This window comes from Chitinophaga sp. YR573, assembly GCF_900110995.1.
Taxonomy (GTDB): Bacteria; Bacteroidota; Bacteroidia; order Chitinophagales; family Chitinophagaceae; genus Chitinophaga.
This window is the reverse complement of sequence record NZ_FOJF01000001.1, coordinates 1,629,618-1,645,654: the sequence shown is the minus strand read 5'-3', so window position 1 is coordinate 1,645,654 and position 16,037 is coordinate 1,629,618. Positions and strand designations below refer to the sequence as shown.

Genomic DNA, 16,037 nt, shown 5'->3' with positions numbered 1-16,037 from the left:
CATGGACAAGGTAATCATACAGATCACATCGGGCAGAGGCCCTGTAGAATGCTGCAGGGTGGTTGCCCGTGTGACTGAATTAATGCTCAGAGAAGCAAAAAATGCCGGTATAGAAATAACTGTACTGGAAAATAAAAAGGGAGATATAAACGGGACTTTATTATCTGCTACATTGTTGGCAAGTGGAAAACAGTTAGATCCTTTTATAAAAGAATGGGAAGGTACTGTTCAGTGGATTGCACAAAGTCCTTACCGTAAATATCACAAGCGTAAGAACTGGTTTGTAGGTGTAGCTGTTTTTGATGTAAAGAAACAGTTGCAGTGGAATATCAATGACGTAAAGTTTGAAACTTGCAGGGCTTCTGGTCCGGGTGGACAAAACGTCAACAAGGTAGAAACAGCAGTAAGGGGTATTCATCTCCCTTCGGGTATACAGGTGATGGCGATGGACAGTCGTTCTCAGTTACAGAATAAGAAACTTTGTATTGAAAGACTGGAAGCTAAGTTCATGGCCTGGCAAACGGAGAAGCTGGTAGCGCAGCAGCAAAGCCAGTGGCAGGAGCATAATGAGCTGGAAAGAGGAGGAGCTGTAAAGACAATCACAGACAAACTTTAAATTAACCCGGTTTGATTACATAATCTTCGTACCAGATGTTATTGATTAAATACACCTTATCTGACGTGAATATTAGGTGAAGTTAAATTGGAAAACAAATCCTGCACCTATATTCCAAAGCTAAATCAGAGAACTAAACAGTCAGATGCAGTGTATTTAATCAATAACATCTGGTAATCTATGCTGTTATAACATTCAAGTGGAGGCATTACCCAATCATAAAAAAATTGCGTTATTACTCAATAATGATACTCTTCCATCCAATTGTGATAAAAAATTATCCCAAGTCTTGTATTAATTAAACGAATGTGTTACCTTAACGCCCTGTTAACAGTTGACTTTTTAACTCATTTGAATAACCGAAATCTAAATTCCATGAACTCTTAAAATTTTGATGTCAACACGTATGAAAAAATGCTGTGTGTAGTAGAATTCCAAATTTTATATGATAGCCCGGAAGTGTATAATGCATTGAAATTGCATTAATTAGCCTAATAGCTTGGAACTATATTTTTTTTAACCCAGTTAAGACCCTGATCAGGATTTAACCCGGTACTGTTTGCTGTGCCTGTATCCGCCGCTCCGGCTGAAACAGGCAAGAAGATGCCATTTATTTAACCAAAAAAACGATTCACGTTATGAACAAGCACGTCTACCGCACGGTTGCGTGGTGCTGGCTGTTGTTATTTATTGCCGGCAGCGCATTAGCCCAGACAAAATTTTCGGGCAAAGTCACGGACGAAAAAACAGGGAACCCCCTGCCTGGGGTGACTGTCGCTGTCAAAAATTCCAACAGGGGAACCGCCACAGATCCCGGTGGAGCCTTTTCTCTCCAGGCTAAAAAAGGAGAAACACTTATATTTTCATTTGTAGGTTACGCACAAAAAGAAGTACAACTGGGAGATGCATCCCAGGTGACAGTAATACTAAGTGAAAAAGTAGGATCACTGGATGAAGTAGTCGTAACAGGTTACGCTACACAACGTAAAAAAGACCTTACAGGAGCGGTATCTGTTGTAAATGTAGATCAGATCAGCAGACAACCCACCGCACAGGTAAGCAACCAGTTACAGGGTCAGGTATCCGGTATTACGGTACTGGGATCTGGTCAGCCAGGTAAAGAACCTCAGGTGCGCATCCGTGGTGTGAACACCTTTGGTAACAATACTCCGCTGTATGTAATAGATGGAGTACCAACACAAAATATTGTAGACCTTAACCCTTATGATGTTGAGACCATGCAGGTTCTGAAAGATGCAGGTTCCGCTTCTATCTATGGTGCAAGAGCTGCTAATGGTGTGATCATCGTTACTACCAAAGCAGGTAAGGTAGGGAAAGGAAAAGTAAGGGTAACTTATGATGCTTATTATGGTACCCAGCGTCCAAAAAGCGGTAATGTATGGCATCTCCTGAATCCACAGGAAGCCGCAGATCTCAAATGGATGGCATTGAAAAATACAAATCCCAATGTTGTTTATAATGATGGATTGTATGGTAGTGGCGCTACTCCCGTATTACCTGATTATATCGCGCCAGGTGGTTTACATGAAGGAGATCCTGGTGTGAGCCCGGATTTGTATAATGTAGATCCAAACTATAAAAATGCATCAGACCTTGATGGATTTTACCGTATTACAAGAGCAAATAAAGGCGGTACTGACTGGTTCCATGAAATCTTCAAACCAGCTCCTATTACCAGTCATAACGTATCTGTAAGTGGTGGAAATGACCAGGGCGCTTATTATCTGTCTTTCTATTATTACAATCAGCAGGGTACTTTACTGAACACTTACCTGAAACGTTATTCTATCCGCTCCAACAGCCATTTTAATGTAAGTAAAAATGTGCGCATAGGAGAAAATATGGAGTTCTCTGTGATCGATAATCCACAGATTACTGACCTGGTGGAAGGTAGTGCGATCGGTATGGCATTCCGTGAACAATCCATCATTCCCGTACATGATATCAAAGGCAACTTTGCAGGTTCATTTTCGTCCAATGGTGCACAGTTAGGGAACGCACGTAACCCGGTAGCTATACAGGACCGTACACGTAATAACAGGGGCCTTGGCAACCGTTTATTCGGTAATGTATACGGAGAAGCAGACATCCTGAAACACTTCACTTTCCGTACAAGTTTCGGTGGTGAAATATTCTCTGCTTCCACACATTCGTTCATTTATCCTGAATACGAAAACTCAGAGAACAATAAAGTAAACTCTTATACAGAAGGAGCCAGTTCAGGATTTAACTGGACATGGACCAACACACTCTCTTACCACCAGAATTTTAACAACCTGCATGATATTAAAGTCGTAGCAGGTACAGAAGCATTTGATAACAGGGGCCGTACAGTTACAGGTACTACACAGGGGTATTTTATTTTCGATCCTAACTTCACAGGTTTATCTACCGGTACCGGTACAGTAACCAGTGGTAGTGGCAGATATTCTGATGGATTGTTTTCTGTTTTCGGTCGTTTGGATTATAGCTTCCACGACCGCTACTTATTAGGCGCTGTTATACGTAGAGATGGTTCCAGTAAGTTCAGTTCTAACTTCCGTTATGGCTGGTTCCCGGCTGTCAGCGGTGGATGGCGTATCTCTCAGGAAAACTTCATGAAAGATATTTCCTGGATCTCCGATTTAAAGATCAGGGGAGGATATGGTGTAATGGGTAATCAGCTGAATGTGGAAGCATCCAATGCATTTACACAATACGGTCTGAATAAAGGTTCCTCTTTTTATGATATCACTGGTACGCCAGGTACACTTACTTCAGGTTTCCTGAAAACACATATTGGTAACCCTAATGCCAAGTGGGAAAGCAACATCAATTCTAACATAGGTATTGATGCAACGCTGTTCAAAGGCAAACTGGAAATCAGTGCAGATTATTACAAGAAGAAAGTAAAAGATCTGCTGTACAAACCAGAGATCTCTGCTACAGCCGGGAGACAGGAGCCTCCTACTGTGAACATTGCAGAAATGCAGAACCATGGTATAGACCTCTCTGTTTTCGCAACAGGTATTAACATTGGTAAAGACCTGACGTTGAAAGCCAATGCAACTTTCACTACTTATAAGAATAAGATCGAAAGTATCTCTTCTGATGCTCCTTATTTCGACCAGGAATCACGTCGTTTTAATGGTAGCTTCATTATCCGTAATGCAGTTGGACAACCTATTTCCAGCTTCTACGGATATAAAGTAGCTGGGTTCTTTAACAGTGCTGATGAAGTAAATCAGCTGAATATTCAGGCACAGAAAGCGACTAACAATCCAAATGCAGTGTATCAGACACAACTTGGTGTAGGCCGTTTCCGTTATGCAGATACAAATGGTGATGGTATCATCACTGAAGCTGACCGTACTTTCTTAGGTAACCCTAATCCTGATTTCAGTTATGGATTAAACCTTGAACTGGATTATAAGAACTTCGACTTCACTGTATTCTTCTATGGTGTACATGGTAATGAAATCTGGAATCAGGTACGCTGGTGGACAGACTTCTATCCTTCTTTCGCTGGTGCAAAAAGTAAAACAGCTTTATATGATTCATGGAGACCGGATCATATGAATGCGAAAGCGCCTATCCAGGAAAACGATGGTACATTCAGTTCAAACACAGTACCTAACTCATTCCTGGTAGAAAATGGTTCTTATCTCAGGGCAAAGAATATGATGCTGGGTTATACACTTTCTCCTGCTTCATTAAAGCGTGTCGGCATTGAAAAATTCCGCATTTATGTACAGGCTGCTAATGTGTTTACCATTACTAAATACACTGGTATAGATCCTGAAATTACAGGTGGTACTACCAACTTTGGTCTGGATGAAGGGGTTTATCCAAATCAGCGTCAGTTCCTGGTAGGTGTAAACGTTGCTTTCTGATGAATGTTTAAAACTTTTTACAATGAAACTCATAAGATCTAAATACATATTCATCGTCTCAGTAATCGCCGCAGGTTTGTTGCTGGACGCATGTAGTAAAAGTTTCCTGGAACGTGCGCCCCTGGGTACATTAACATCAGGAGATGTTTCCAGCAAGGATGGTATCAATGCATTACTGATTGGTGCTTATGCGGCACTGGATGGTCAGCAGGATGGCGTTGCAGCTATCGGTGGTGGTAATCCATGGGAAGCGGCACCGAGTAACTGGATTTACGGTAGTGTAGCGGGAGGTGACGCACACAAAGGTAGTGATGCCACTGACCAGCCTCCTGTAAGTCAGATTGCTACCGGTCAGTTTGACGCCAGCAATGGTTTTTTCAACACAAAATGGAAAGTATTGTTTGATGGTATTGTTCGTATAAACAATATCCTGTCATTATTACCAAATGCTGTTGGGATGACTTCCGCAGAAAAAACGGAAGTAAGAGCAGAAGCACGTTTCCTGCGCGGACATTATTATTTCGAACTGAAAAAGATGTTCGGTAAAGTGCCCTGGGTAGATGAAACAATGATTGTTGATTACAAACAACCCAACAATGTTGACATCTGGCCAAAGATTGAAGCGGAGTTCCAGTTTGCATCAGACAGTTTACCTGCAACACAATCACAGGTAGGCCGTGCGAACAAATGGGCAGCGATGTGTTACCTGGCTAAAACATATGTATTCGAAGCGAAGTATGCAGAAGCTAAAGTGTTGTTTGATCAGATTACCGTATCTGGTGTGACTTCTAATGGTCTCCCATATGCATTAACGCCTCGTTTTGAAGACAACTTTGATTCTGATACAAAGAATAAATCTGAATCTGTATTTGCTATCCAGATGGTAGCGAATGACGGAACAGGATCTATCTCGAATGCTAATCAGGGAGAGATGCTGAACTTCCCTTATAATAGTCCGTTTGGCTGTTGCGGTTTTTATCAGCCTACACAGGAGCTGGTAAATTCTTACCGTACTACTGCTGCTGGTTTACCTTACCTGGATGATTATAATAGTCATGCAGTGAAGAATGATATGGGTATATTATCTACAGATGCATTTACTCCTGATACTGATCCGGTAGACCCACGTCTCGACTGGACAGTTGGTCGTCGTGGTATTCCTTATCTCGACTGGGGTAATCATCCTGGTCGTGCGTGGGTACGTGATCAGGCTTATGCAGGACCTTATGCACCTAAGAAAAATGTGTACTGGCAGTATAACCAGGATAAGTACAAAGATGCAAACTCCTGGGCACCGGGATCTGCTATCAATATTAATCTGATCCGTTATGCGGATGTACTGTTACTGGCTGCGGAAGCAGAAGCAGGAGCTGCGTCGGGTAGCTTGGACAAAGCAGAAGCTTATGTAAACCAGGTGAGGGTACGTGCAGGTAATGCTCAGACAAAGGTGTACAAATATATCAATGATGCTACTCCGATGGGAGGTTTCTCTTCCACACCAGCAGCTAACTACATAGTGAATCCTTATCCTGCAGGCGATTTTGTTGCACAGGGCAAAGATTACGCGCTGAAGGCGATCCGTTTTGAGCGTAAGCTGGAACTGGCAATGGAAGGACAACGTTACTTCGATATTGTACGCTGGGGTACTGCCAACGCTGCGTTGACAACTTATTTCAGTTATGAATCTCAAATAACTACAGACCTGGCAGGGGCTAAGTTTGTTGCAAACCGCAATGAGCATTATCCTATTCCGCAAAGGCAAATAGATCTTAGCTACAAAAACGGAGCAAAGACCCTTGAGCAAAATGCCGGGTACTAAAGATTTGGTTGAGTGATGAATACCGGATGACGGATTGCGAACGATTTCGTTTGTAATTCGTCATTCCTCGTTATATTTATAGCATGCCTGATTTATATATCATAGCGGGATGCAATGGGGCCGGTAAAACAACTGCCAGTTATACGGTATTACCGGAGATGCTCAATTGTCAGGAGTTTGTGAATGCCGATGGTATTGCTGCGGGGTTGTCTCCTTTTAATCCTGAAAGTGTAGCATTGGAAGCCGGAAGGTTGATGTTGCAAAGGATTGATCATTTGATGGGAGAAGGGGTGGACTTTGCATTTGAAACAACTTTATCGACCAGGAGTTATGTGTCATTTATTAAGAAAGCAAAGGAACATGGGTATAAGATAACGTTACTTTATTTTTGGCTGGATTCTCCAAAACTTGCAGAAGAACGGGTAGCTCAAAGAGTTAAAAGGGGCGGACATAATATTCCTGCTGATATAATCAAACGAAGATATTACAGGGGTATCCACAACCTGATAAATTTATATATTCCTGTTTGCGATAGCTGGTACGTAGTCGATAACAGGAATGCTGTAGAGGTAATTGCCAGGAAAAAGGAGAACCTTGAAAAAATGATAATAAATAACGATATTTGGGTAACGATTTTAAGTCAAAGTGAGTATGATGGAAGATAAAAAAGTATATACCGACGAACGATTTGAAAAGATCTTACAGGGCATAAAAAAGGCCAGGAAGAAGCTGGTGGAAACCAGTGCTGCTAATAATGAAGATCTTGTCATAAGTGATAAAGAAGGTAACGTGAAAAAGATACCTGCGAAAGATTTGTTGCAGGGCCTTGAATAGGATGATATCGTTAAGTTTGTTTCCCCAATAACCTAAGATTCCACTAAAGCATTTCTAACTGCTATATTTTGAAATCACTACTCTTTTTTTCTCTGATTTTCCTCATCGCCTGTAATCCCCGTGAGCCTCACGAAAAGGGAAAAGAACTTGCCACTAAATACTGCGGTAGCTGCCATTTACCGGTGTCTCCGGCATTGCTGGATAAAGATACCTGGACAAAGCACGTACTGCCTGCAATGGCCCCCAAAGTGGGCATTGGAGTATGGCATGGTGACCAGTATTATCCTGCTGCTCAAAAAGGGGCCGTGAATTTTGAAGAATGGACAGAGATAGTAGCATATTATAAAGATTTAGCTCCTGATAAATTATCATCTGTAAATAAACCTTTACAGGAAGATAGCAGCACATTTAGTATAAAATTACCCGTGTGGCTGGAATATAAATCAACAACCGCCACTACTACCATGGTTTCTATTCACGATGGGAAAATTTATTCTTCCAGAGATGAAGCCGCTGCTATGTGGACATGGGATCAACAATTGAACCCTACCCTGGGTATGAAACTGGAATCTGCGGCAGTGGATATGAACTGGATAGCCAATGATACTGTGTTGCTTACCTGTATTGGTAATCTGAGGGCAGTAGATGCTCCCAAAGGAACATTATGGAAATTTGCTCCGGGGGCAAAGGAGAATGAACAGGTACAGACAATAGGATTAGGATTGCCCCGTCCGGTGCAAAGCCTGGCTACTGATTTCAATAAGGATGGGAAGATGGATTACCTGGTCTGCGGATTTGGCCATAACTATGGTGGGTTATATATTTTGCAACAAAAAGCAGACGGGGAGTATGATAAACGCTCCGTGTGGGAAGTCCCGGGTGCTATCCATGCTGTGACAGGGGATTTTAATAACGATGGCTGGCCGGATATCATGGCCCTGTTCGCCTATGCAGATGAAGGCATCTGGCTATTTTTGAATGACCACAAAGGCGGCTTCCAGTCGAAGAATTTACTACGTTTCCCACCGGTGTATGGCTCTACCAGTTTCCAGGTAGTAGACTGGAATAAAGATGGGAAACCGGATATTTTGTATACCGCCGGTGATAACGCAGATTATTCCATGACACTCAAACCTTATCACGGCGTATATATCTACTTAAATGAGGGGGATTTCAAATACAAGCAAAAATATTTCTACCCCATAAACGGCTGCACAAAAGCCATTGCAGCAGATTTTGACAATGACGGGGATTTGGACATTGCCACCATCGCATTCTTCGCAGATTTACAACATCAGCCGGCAGAGAAATTCATCTGGTTTGAGCAAACAAAAGATTTACAATTCACCCCAAAAGCAATTAAAAACCTGGCAAAAGAAGGACGATGGATCTGTATGGATGCAGGAGATTTTGATGGGGACGGATCTCCGGATATTGTACTGGGGAATTACTCCCGGGGGTTCATCATACAGGATAATTTTAAGTCCGACTGGAATATCAGTCAGCCCATTATTTTATTGAAAAATAATACTATTTTTAAACATAGTATTGTTCGCTAATAGGATTTAACGTAAGGGATCACAGTTGTAACAAATAAATTCCTATCTTGCAGTAGAACAACAGGCAAAATCTATGCTGCTAACCGGCGCGTAACCCATTTAGCTATTGTTTTTCCTGAGTAATTAATGAATTCCAAAGCGATATACCTGTAAAGGATATGTTGTTTTATTATAATACTCCTGATTGAACTAATCAGGTTTTAGAATGGCGGAAGGAGAGGCACATTGTGCCTCTCTTTTATTGTACACACCTTCTGTAACAGTTTAGTATTTGTTTAAACCATATTCTGCTAACTTTAGCCCGGAAATAATCAGTAGTGAGATGGACGCTTTATACCACGATGAAAAGAATAAGATAAGCACATTACTATATTCTATCATACAACACAATAGTAATCAACAGGTACAGGAATGGCTGCAACAGCAAAAAAGTAAACTGGAAGAAACAAATGCTACCCAGCGCTTCTATGGCACATTTACCGCTATACCGCGGTTTACCGGAAAAAATATCATTCCTGATACGACAATACCGGAATTTTTCATACATGGTTATACGTTAGACAGGCTCGCACGTATGTGGTGGCTGTTGCAACTTCCCACAGAAAGTAAAGACCAGTATGTACAAACTATAGAAGGCCTCTTTGGGGCCGCAGACATGAATGAGCAGATAGCCCTGTACGGCGCATTGCCATTACTGGCCTGGCCGGAAGAGTGGAGACTGCGTACAGCAGAAGGTATCCGCTCCAATATTGGCCCGGTACTGGAAGCTATCATGTTGCATAATCCTTACCCGGCGGCGTATCTGGAAGAGCCTGCCTGGAACCAGCTGGTGATGAAAGCGATCTTTACAGATAAACCGGTACACCTCATCACAGGACTGGATAAACGCGCAAACAGGAAATTAGCAGATACACTACGGGATTACGCACACGAACGCTGGGCAGCAGGCCGTACTGTAAATCCCCTGTTATGGCGTTTAATAGGCCCGTTCATAGATGAGGTCTCTTTTCCGGATATAGTAAGAGTCTGGCATTCAGAGAATAGCGTAGAAAGAGATGCGGCCACACTGGCCTGTGCTTCCAGTACATATGCTCCTGCACTTGAATTAGTAAAGGAAGAAATATCAACATTAAGCTGGGATTCCGTTGCTGCCCGTATAGCATAAACGTGTATCACACCTTCAATGTATATAATAGAATCGTAAAATTGAATTGACATGTGTTGTAGTCATGAGTTAACAGAAAAAAATTTACAGCCACTTACCGTTAATCCAGCTTTCCTGGAAAGAATTAAAGGTATGCGGTTCTTCGATCCGCATATACATATGACATCGCGTACTACCGACGACTACCAGGCTATGGCTGACGCAGGTATTGCGGCTATTATAGAACCTTCATTCTGGCTGGGACAGCCACGTACAGGTATAGATACCTTCAGGGATTACTTCAACAGTCTGATAGGCTGGGAACGGTTCCGCGCTTCACAATTCGGTATCAAACATTATACTACGATAGGTCTCAATTCAAAAGAAGCCAATAACGAAAAACTGGCGGAAGCAGTGATGGAAATACTGCCGCTCTTCATCTATAAAGAGGGCGTAGTTGGTATCGGTGAAATAGGCTTCGATGATCAGACACCCGCTGAAGAAAAATATTACCGTGCACAGCTGGAACTGGCTAAGGAAGCAGGTTTGCCCGTACAGATCCATACACCACACCGCGATAAAAAGAAAGGTACCCAGCGAAGTATGGACATTGCCATGGAACATGGGCTGGACCCTCGTATGGTGATCGTAGACCATAACAATGAAGAAACCGTACAGGAAGTATTAGACCGTGGTTTCTGGGCCGCATTTACCATTTATCCATTTACCAAAATGGGTAACGAAAGAATGGTAGAAGTAGTAAAGCAATATGGAAGCGAGCGGATTATGATCAATTCTGCTGCCGACTGGGGCATCAGTGATCCCCTGGCGGTGCCTAAAACGGCTGCTCTCATGCACGAAAGTGGTATTGACTTGAATGACATTCATTTGGTAACTTTCCGCAATGCTATATCTGCCTTCGCACAAAGTGGTCAGATCAATGAGTCAGATTTTGAAGCGGTAAAAGAAATAGATCAAAGTCTGAAGTTTAACGGAAGTACCGTGCTGAGAGGTGGTCAGCAACCAAGACGGGATAATCTGTCTAATATTATCAAATAACAGCAATTACGACTTACAACCTATGCACATTGCCGATGATTCCAATGGGATTGGTATCACTGTGCATTACCCGTAGGTCGTAAATGTAGAAAACCCGTATGCCCGGTGAATTATATAATTAGCAAATTGTTAGGATACTTACGTTTAATGCGACCCGCCAATATACTGACTGCAATAGCAGACATACTGGCAGGGATTGCAATTTCCGGTTTCCTGGGATTGGCGGTCGCAAATTACCTTGATCACCTGTTGCCTGTAATATGCCTTTGCCTGGCTACTATGGGGCTTTATGGTGGTGGAGTAGTATTGAATGATGTAATGGATGCAAAGCTGGATAAAATAGAACGTCCCGAACGCCCTATCCCCAGCGGGCTCATTTCCGGCACACAGGCAATTGTACTGGGTAGCTACCTGTTACTGGTAGGGATCCTGGCCGCTTTTACCGTAGGCCGCCTCACCGGTTTCCTGGCGCTTGGCATCACAGCTTCCGCCCTTTTCTATAATAAATGGGGTAAACATCAGTCCTGGGGACCTGTAAACATGGGTTTATGCCGGGGGCTGAACCTGTTAATGGGGATCAGTATTGTTGTACCTGCATTGATCAGTTACTGGTGGATGGGATTGATCCCGGTGCTTTACATCGCCGCTGTTACAACTATCAGCAGGGGTGAGGTGCATGGGGGGAATACACGTACCCTGCGCTTTACAGCAGTCTGTTATGCCATCGTTTACTGTACCATGCTGGTGCTGGCAATTATAAACGGCCATATCTGGGAAGCAATCCCTTTTATCATATTATTCGCATTTATGATCAATTATCCGCTGTTTACCGCTATGAAGGACCCGTCAGGGCCTAATATCGGGAAAGCCGTGAAAGGGGGGATTATCGCCCTGATTGTGATGAATGCCGCCTGGGTAGCCGCTTTTTCTTCCCTGCCACATGCAATGCTGGTACTGATATTGCTGCCCTTTTCTATATTGCTGTCTAAAGCTTTTGCCATTACGTAATCAGGTACGCAATAAGCAGGAAGCCCACGTTGTAGCAATAATTTTGTATTTTACAGGATACAGGTCCAGTTTTTCCAGGTCATATGAATCAACCATCATGCAACAAATTCAACAATCTTTTAGTGTAAATTACTCCTACGGAGTGTTTTTTACCCAACATCTTTTTGCACTTACTAACCCATATCTGAGAGATTTTTTAACCAGTCAGGCTGCTCCCGGTTATACTAAAAAACTACTGGTAATAGCAGATGAAGGTGTAATCAGCAAACATCCTGGTCTTCAGGAACAGATAGGAACATATTGCGCTATTATCAGCGGCTATCAGCTGGCTGCCCCGGTGGTGATTATCCCCGGCGGAGAATCCGTTAAAAACGACGAAGACCTTTTTTATAAACTGGTAGATACCATCGATCAATATGGTATCGACAGACATTCCTTTGTACTTGCTATTGGCGGTGGTGCCGTACTGGATTTGGTAGGATATGCAGCAGCGGTATCCCACAGAGGGGTACGTCATATCCGTATACCCACTACCGTATTGTCGCAAAACGATTCCGGAGTAGGAGTGAAGAATGGTATCAACTACAAAGGAAAGAAGAACTTCCTGGGTACGTTTGCACCACCCGCTGCAGTATTCAACGATTCCCATTTCCTTACTACACTGGATATAGAAGACTGGCGTTCCGGTATTGCAGAAGCGGTGAAAGTAGCGCTCATTAAAGACGCTTCTTTCTTCGAATGGCTGGAAATGAATGCCCAGCCACTGGCAGAAGGCAATCTGCCTGCTATGGAAACGCTGGTATACCGCTGTGCAGAACTGCATATGCAACATATCGGCGGCGCCGGAGATCCGTTTGAAAGCGGCTCTTCCCGTCCTTTAGACTTTGGCCACTGGAGTGCGCACAAGCTGGAACAGCTTACCAATTTCACCCTGCGTCATGGAGAAGCGGTATCTATAGGGATGGCTGTAGACAGCGTTTACGCCTCTTTGTTAGGCATGCTGGATACTACTGCCGCCGCGCGTATTATTCGCCTGTTAGAGTTATTGCAACTGCCTGTATACCATCCCCTGCTGGAAATGCAGGACGGTATGCCTTCTGCTGTTATCAAAGGCTTACAGGAATTCCGGGAACACCTGGGAGGCCGTCTCACTATCTGTCTGCTTAAAGCTATCGGACAGGGAGCAGAAGTACATGAAATGGATGTGGCCCTGCTGAATCAGGCCGTTGAAAACATAAAAAGCAGATATGCAAATAGCTAACAGCCATCTGACCTATTGCACCAACATACATCCCGGAGAAAACTGGGCCGCACATTTTGAACAGCTGCAACAGTTTATCCCTGCGATAAAAGCCAGGGTATCGCCGGAAAAACCTTTTGGCATAGGGCTGCGCTTATCTAATACTGCCAGCCTGGAATTAAGCAAGGAACCCACGTTGAATGCCTTCAAGGCATGGCTGAAAGAGCATGATTGCTACGTATTCACCATGAACGGATTTCCTTACGGAGGTTTCCATCATACAGTAGTAAAAGACGAGGTACATACTCCCGACTGGACCACTCCTGAAAGAGTTGCATATACGATGCGGCTGTTCCGTATCCTGGCAGCTTTGTTGCCGGATGGCGTGGAAGGTGGTATCTCTACTTCCCCTCTTTCATATAAGTTATGGCATGTGCGCTGTGAAACGGAACGAGATGCCATCATGGAAAATGCTACACTGAACATGTTACAGGTAGTGCAGCAACTGGTAGGTATTCACCGTAGTGGCGGGCCTTTCATGCACCTGGATGTAGAGCCGGAACCAGATGGGATGCTGGAGAATTCAGCAGAATATATCCGTTGGTTCTTCGACTACTTACTGCCTGCTGCTATTCCCATGCTGGTAGATAAATTCGGTTTTACGGAAGAAGAAGCCGCGGAAAAAGTAAAAGCACATATCCAGCTATGTTATGATGTTTGTCATTTTGCCTTAGTATATGAATCTCCGGCAGCAGTGCTGGACACCATGCGCCAGTATGGTCTTCGTATAGGTAAGCTGCAGATCAGCGCAGCGCTCAAAGCGATACTGCCGGAAGGCAATATAGAACGTGAGGCTATTGTTGATGCCTTCCGTACATTTAATGAACCTACTTATTTACACCAGGTAATTGCCCGTACAGCTACCGGTTATCTGCATTATCCTGATCTGCCGCAGGCAATTTCAGATGCAGATAATGTTGCTGTGAAAGAATGGCGTTCCCATTTTCATGTTCCGGTATTTATCGACCAGTACGGCCTCTTATCTTCTACACAAACAGACATCAGAGAAGTACTGCAGTTGCAGGTAAAACAACCTTTTACACCGCACCTGGAAATCGAAACATACACCTGGGATGTATTACCCGCTGATCTTAAATTACCGATGGACCAGTCAGTTTCCCGGGAGATGGAATGGGTATTACAACAGTTGGAATTTTGAAGAGGGAATTATAGCTTTGATCACAGTTTTTCTAACAGCATCACTACATGAAAAAAACAGTTGTTATTGATGTGGTAGGACTTTCCTCCTCCCTCATAGGAATGCATACTCCTTTTTTACAGCAGTATGTTAAGCGGAATCATCTTACTACTGTTAAACCAATGGTACCCGCTGTAACCACCGCTGTACAAAGTACTTATATCACGGGGCAATGGCCTGCAGAACATGGTATTGTAGGTAATGGCTGGTACGATCGTGCCGACTGTGAAATAAAGTTCTGGAAGCAGTCTGATAAACTGGTAGAAAGCGCTAAAATATGGGAAAAGGCCCGCAAACTGGATCCTTCTTTTACCTGTTCTAAAATGTTCTGGTGGTACAATATGTATTCCTCTGCGGACTTCTCTGTAACACCACGTCCTCAATATTTATCAGATGGGCGTAAAATGCCGGACTGCTATTCGCATCCTGTTTCTTTGCGTGATCATCTGCAGAAAGAACTGGGTACGTTCCCGTTATTCCAGTTCTGGGGCCCGGGCGCCAGTATCCGCTCTACACAGTGGATTGCGGATGCGTCTATGCTTACCGATGATTTGTATGATCCTACTTTAACATTGATATATCTTCCTCATCTGGATTATTGTTTACAAAAATTCGGACAGGATTTTACGAAGATCAGTAAAGAATTGCATGAGATTGATGGGGTGTGTAAACAACTGGTAGAGTTCTATGAGAAGAAAGATTGTGAAGTGATTTTATTGTCTGAATATGGTATTACTAATGTGAATCGTCCTGTTCACTTAAACCGTATTTTCCGTGAACATGGATTGATTGCCGTGCGTGAGGAGAGGGGGTTGGAAATTCTTGATCCTGGCGCTTCCAAAGCATTTGCAGTAGCAGATCATCAGATAGCACATGTGTATGTGAATGACCCCGCGAGTTATAAAAAGGTGCGTACTATTGTTGAGAATACGCCTGGTGTGCAGTTGGTGCTTGACCGTGAAGGCAAGCGTAAGCATAATATGCATCATTCCCGTAGTGGTGAATTAATTCTTGTAGCGGATGCGGATAGCTGGTTCACTTATTACTACTGGATGGACGATGCGAAAGCGCCTGATTTTGCCCGTCTTGTAGAGATTCATCGTAAACCTGGTTATGATCCTGTTGAGATGTTTATGAACCCGGCAGATCCGCTGATTAAGATGAAAGCGGGCTTTAAGCTGTTAAAGAAGAAGTTGGGCTTCCGTTACCTGATGAACGTTATTCCACTGGATGCTACGCTTATTAAGGGCTCTCACGGGCGTTTGGAAGAGAACCCTGCTTATCAGCCGCTGATGATTACGAATAAGCCGCAGGCAGGTACAGAGATCCAGGCAACGGATGTGTATCATGTGATATGGGATGCATTAACAAAATAGCGTTATAATCTCTAACTAAAACCTCTAAACGCTGTCCGAACCCATAACAATTATCAATAGTATATCTTCTTATTTTAAAACATTCAAAACATAGATTTACTAGGCTTAGTAGGCTATAGGAGCCTCTTACGCCCGCCTGTACAATCTATAACCACAGGTTATCTTCCATAACTTTAAGTGATCCCCTCATTTTTGTCTACCCACTGCTAACACAGTACTTTTGAACTGTCC

Annotated in this window: 12 protein-coding genes; all 12 read left to right on the top strand. The window is 43.3% G+C overall.

Annotation, left to right across the window (positions count from 1 at the left end; translation table 11 throughout):
- Position 1: 1 nt before the first annotated feature.
- The 12 genes from prfH (at position 2) to BMW86_RS06895 (ending at position 15,806) form a co-directional block, all read left to right on the top strand.
- Complete coding sequence (gene prfH / locus BMW86_RS06950) at positions 2–616, top strand: peptide chain release factor H (RefSeq protein ID WP_089780264.1); 615 nt, start codon at positions 2–4, stop codon at positions 614–616.
- A 638-nt stretch (positions 617–1,254) separates the two neighbouring features.
- Positions 1,255–4,509 carry a SusC/RagA family TonB-linked outer membrane protein gene (locus BMW86_RS06945; protein ID WP_089780262.1) on the top strand — a complete coding sequence of 1,085 codons (3,255 nt, stop codon included), beginning with the start codon at positions 1,255–1,257 and terminating at the stop codon, positions 4,507–4,509.
- A 22-nt stretch (positions 4,510–4,531) separates the two neighbouring features.
- Positions 4,532–6,328, top strand: coding sequence for a RagB/SusD family nutrient uptake outer membrane protein (locus BMW86_RS06940; RefSeq protein ID WP_089780260.1), 1,797 nt, complete (start codon positions 4,532–4,534; stop codon positions 6,326–6,328).
- Between the two features lie 83 nt (positions 6,329–6,411).
- Positions 6,412–6,993: a zeta toxin family protein gene (locus BMW86_RS06935; RefSeq protein WP_089780257.1), complete on the top strand. Its 582-nt coding sequence runs from the start codon at positions 6,412–6,414 to the stop codon at positions 6,991–6,993.
- Positions 6,980–7,162 carry a hypothetical protein gene (locus BMW86_RS06930; RefSeq protein ID WP_255372863.1) on the top strand — a complete coding sequence of 61 codons (183 nt, stop codon included), beginning with the start codon at positions 6,980–6,982 and terminating at the stop codon, positions 7,160–7,162. Before BMW86_RS06935 ends, BMW86_RS06930 begins: the two co-directional genes overlap by 14 nt.
- A gap of 68 nt (positions 7,163–7,230) precedes the next feature.
- Positions 7,231–8,721 carry an FG-GAP-like repeat-containing protein gene (locus BMW86_RS06925; RefSeq protein WP_218149124.1) on the top strand — a complete coding sequence of 497 codons (1,491 nt, stop codon included), beginning with the start codon at positions 7,231–7,233 and terminating at the stop codon, positions 8,719–8,721.
- A 322-nt stretch (positions 8,722–9,043) separates the two neighbouring features.
- The gene (locus BMW86_RS06920) at positions 9,044–9,886 is read left to right on the top strand and encodes an EboA domain-containing protein (protein WP_089780252.1); all 843 of its coding nucleotides are present in this window, start codon (positions 9,044–9,046) and stop codon (positions 9,884–9,886) included.
- A 51-nt stretch (positions 9,887–9,937) separates the two neighbouring features.
- Positions 9,938–10,924 carry a TatD family hydrolase gene (locus tag BMW86_RS06915; RefSeq protein WP_089780250.1) on the top strand — a complete coding sequence of 329 codons (987 nt, stop codon included), beginning with the start codon at positions 9,938–9,940 and terminating at the stop codon, positions 10,922–10,924.
- A 147-nt stretch (positions 10,925–11,071) separates the two neighbouring features.
- On the top strand, positions 11,072–11,932 hold the full coding sequence (eboC, locus tag BMW86_RS06910) for a UbiA-like protein EboC (protein WP_089780248.1): 861 nt from the start codon (positions 11,072–11,074) through the stop codon (positions 11,930–11,932).
- A 97-nt stretch (positions 11,933–12,029) separates the two neighbouring features.
- Positions 12,030–13,193 (top strand): 3-dehydroquinate synthase, encoded by a 1,164-nt coding sequence (locus BMW86_RS06905; RefSeq protein ID WP_089780246.1) that lies wholly within the window; start codon positions 12,030–12,032, stop codon positions 13,191–13,193.
- Positions 13,180–14,391: a metabolite traffic protein EboE gene (eboE, locus tag BMW86_RS06900; protein WP_089780244.1), complete on the top strand. Its 1,212-nt coding sequence runs from the start codon at positions 13,180–13,182 to the stop codon at positions 14,389–14,391. Before BMW86_RS06905 ends, eboE begins: the two co-directional genes overlap by 14 nt.
- Positions 14,392–14,438: 47 nt before the next feature.
- Positions 14,439–15,806: an alkaline phosphatase family protein gene (locus tag BMW86_RS06895; RefSeq protein ID WP_089780242.1), complete on the top strand. Its 1,368-nt coding sequence runs from the start codon at positions 14,439–14,441 to the stop codon at positions 15,804–15,806.
- The last annotated feature ends 231 nt before the right edge of the window (positions 15,807–16,037 follow it).

Excerpts from the sequence above, each read along its gene's own strand:
- BMW86_RS06940 (WP_089780260.1), top strand. The coding sequence starts at position 4,532 with ATGAAACTCATAAGATCTAAATACATATTCATCGTCTCAGTAATCGCC.
- eboC (WP_089780248.1), top strand. The coding sequence starts at position 11,072 with ATGCGACCCGCCAATATACTGACTGCAATAGCAGACATACTGGCAGGG.
- BMW86_RS06905 (WP_089780246.1), top strand. The coding sequence starts at position 12,030 with ATGCAACAAATTCAACAATCTTTTAGTGTAAATTACTCCTACGGAGTG.
- BMW86_RS06935 (WP_089780257.1), top strand. The coding sequence starts at position 6,412 with ATGCCTGATTTATATATCATAGCGGGATGCAATGGGGCCGGTAAAACA.
- eboE (WP_089780244.1), top strand. The coding sequence starts at position 13,180 with ATGCAAATAGCTAACAGCCATCTGACCTATTGCACCAACATACATCCC.
- BMW86_RS06915 (WP_089780250.1), top strand. The coding sequence starts at position 9,938 with ATGTGTTGTAGTCATGAGTTAACAGAAAAAAATTTACAGCCACTTACC.
- BMW86_RS06920 (WP_089780252.1), top strand. The coding sequence starts at position 9,044 with ATGGACGCTTTATACCACGATGAAAAGAATAAGATAAGCACATTACTA.
- BMW86_RS06945 (WP_089780262.1), top strand. The coding sequence starts at position 1,255 with ATGAACAAGCACGTCTACCGCACGGTTGCGTGGTGCTGGCTGTTGTTA.
- BMW86_RS06895 (WP_089780242.1), top strand. The coding sequence starts at position 14,439 with ATGAAAAAAACAGTTGTTATTGATGTGGTAGGACTTTCCTCCTCCCTC.
- BMW86_RS06930 (WP_255372863.1), top strand. The coding sequence starts at position 6,980 with ATGATGGAAGATAAAAAAGTATATACCGACGAACGATTTGAAAAGATC.
- prfH (WP_089780264.1), top strand. The coding sequence starts at position 2 with ATGGACAAGGTAATCATACAGATCACATCGGGCAGAGGCCCTGTAGAA.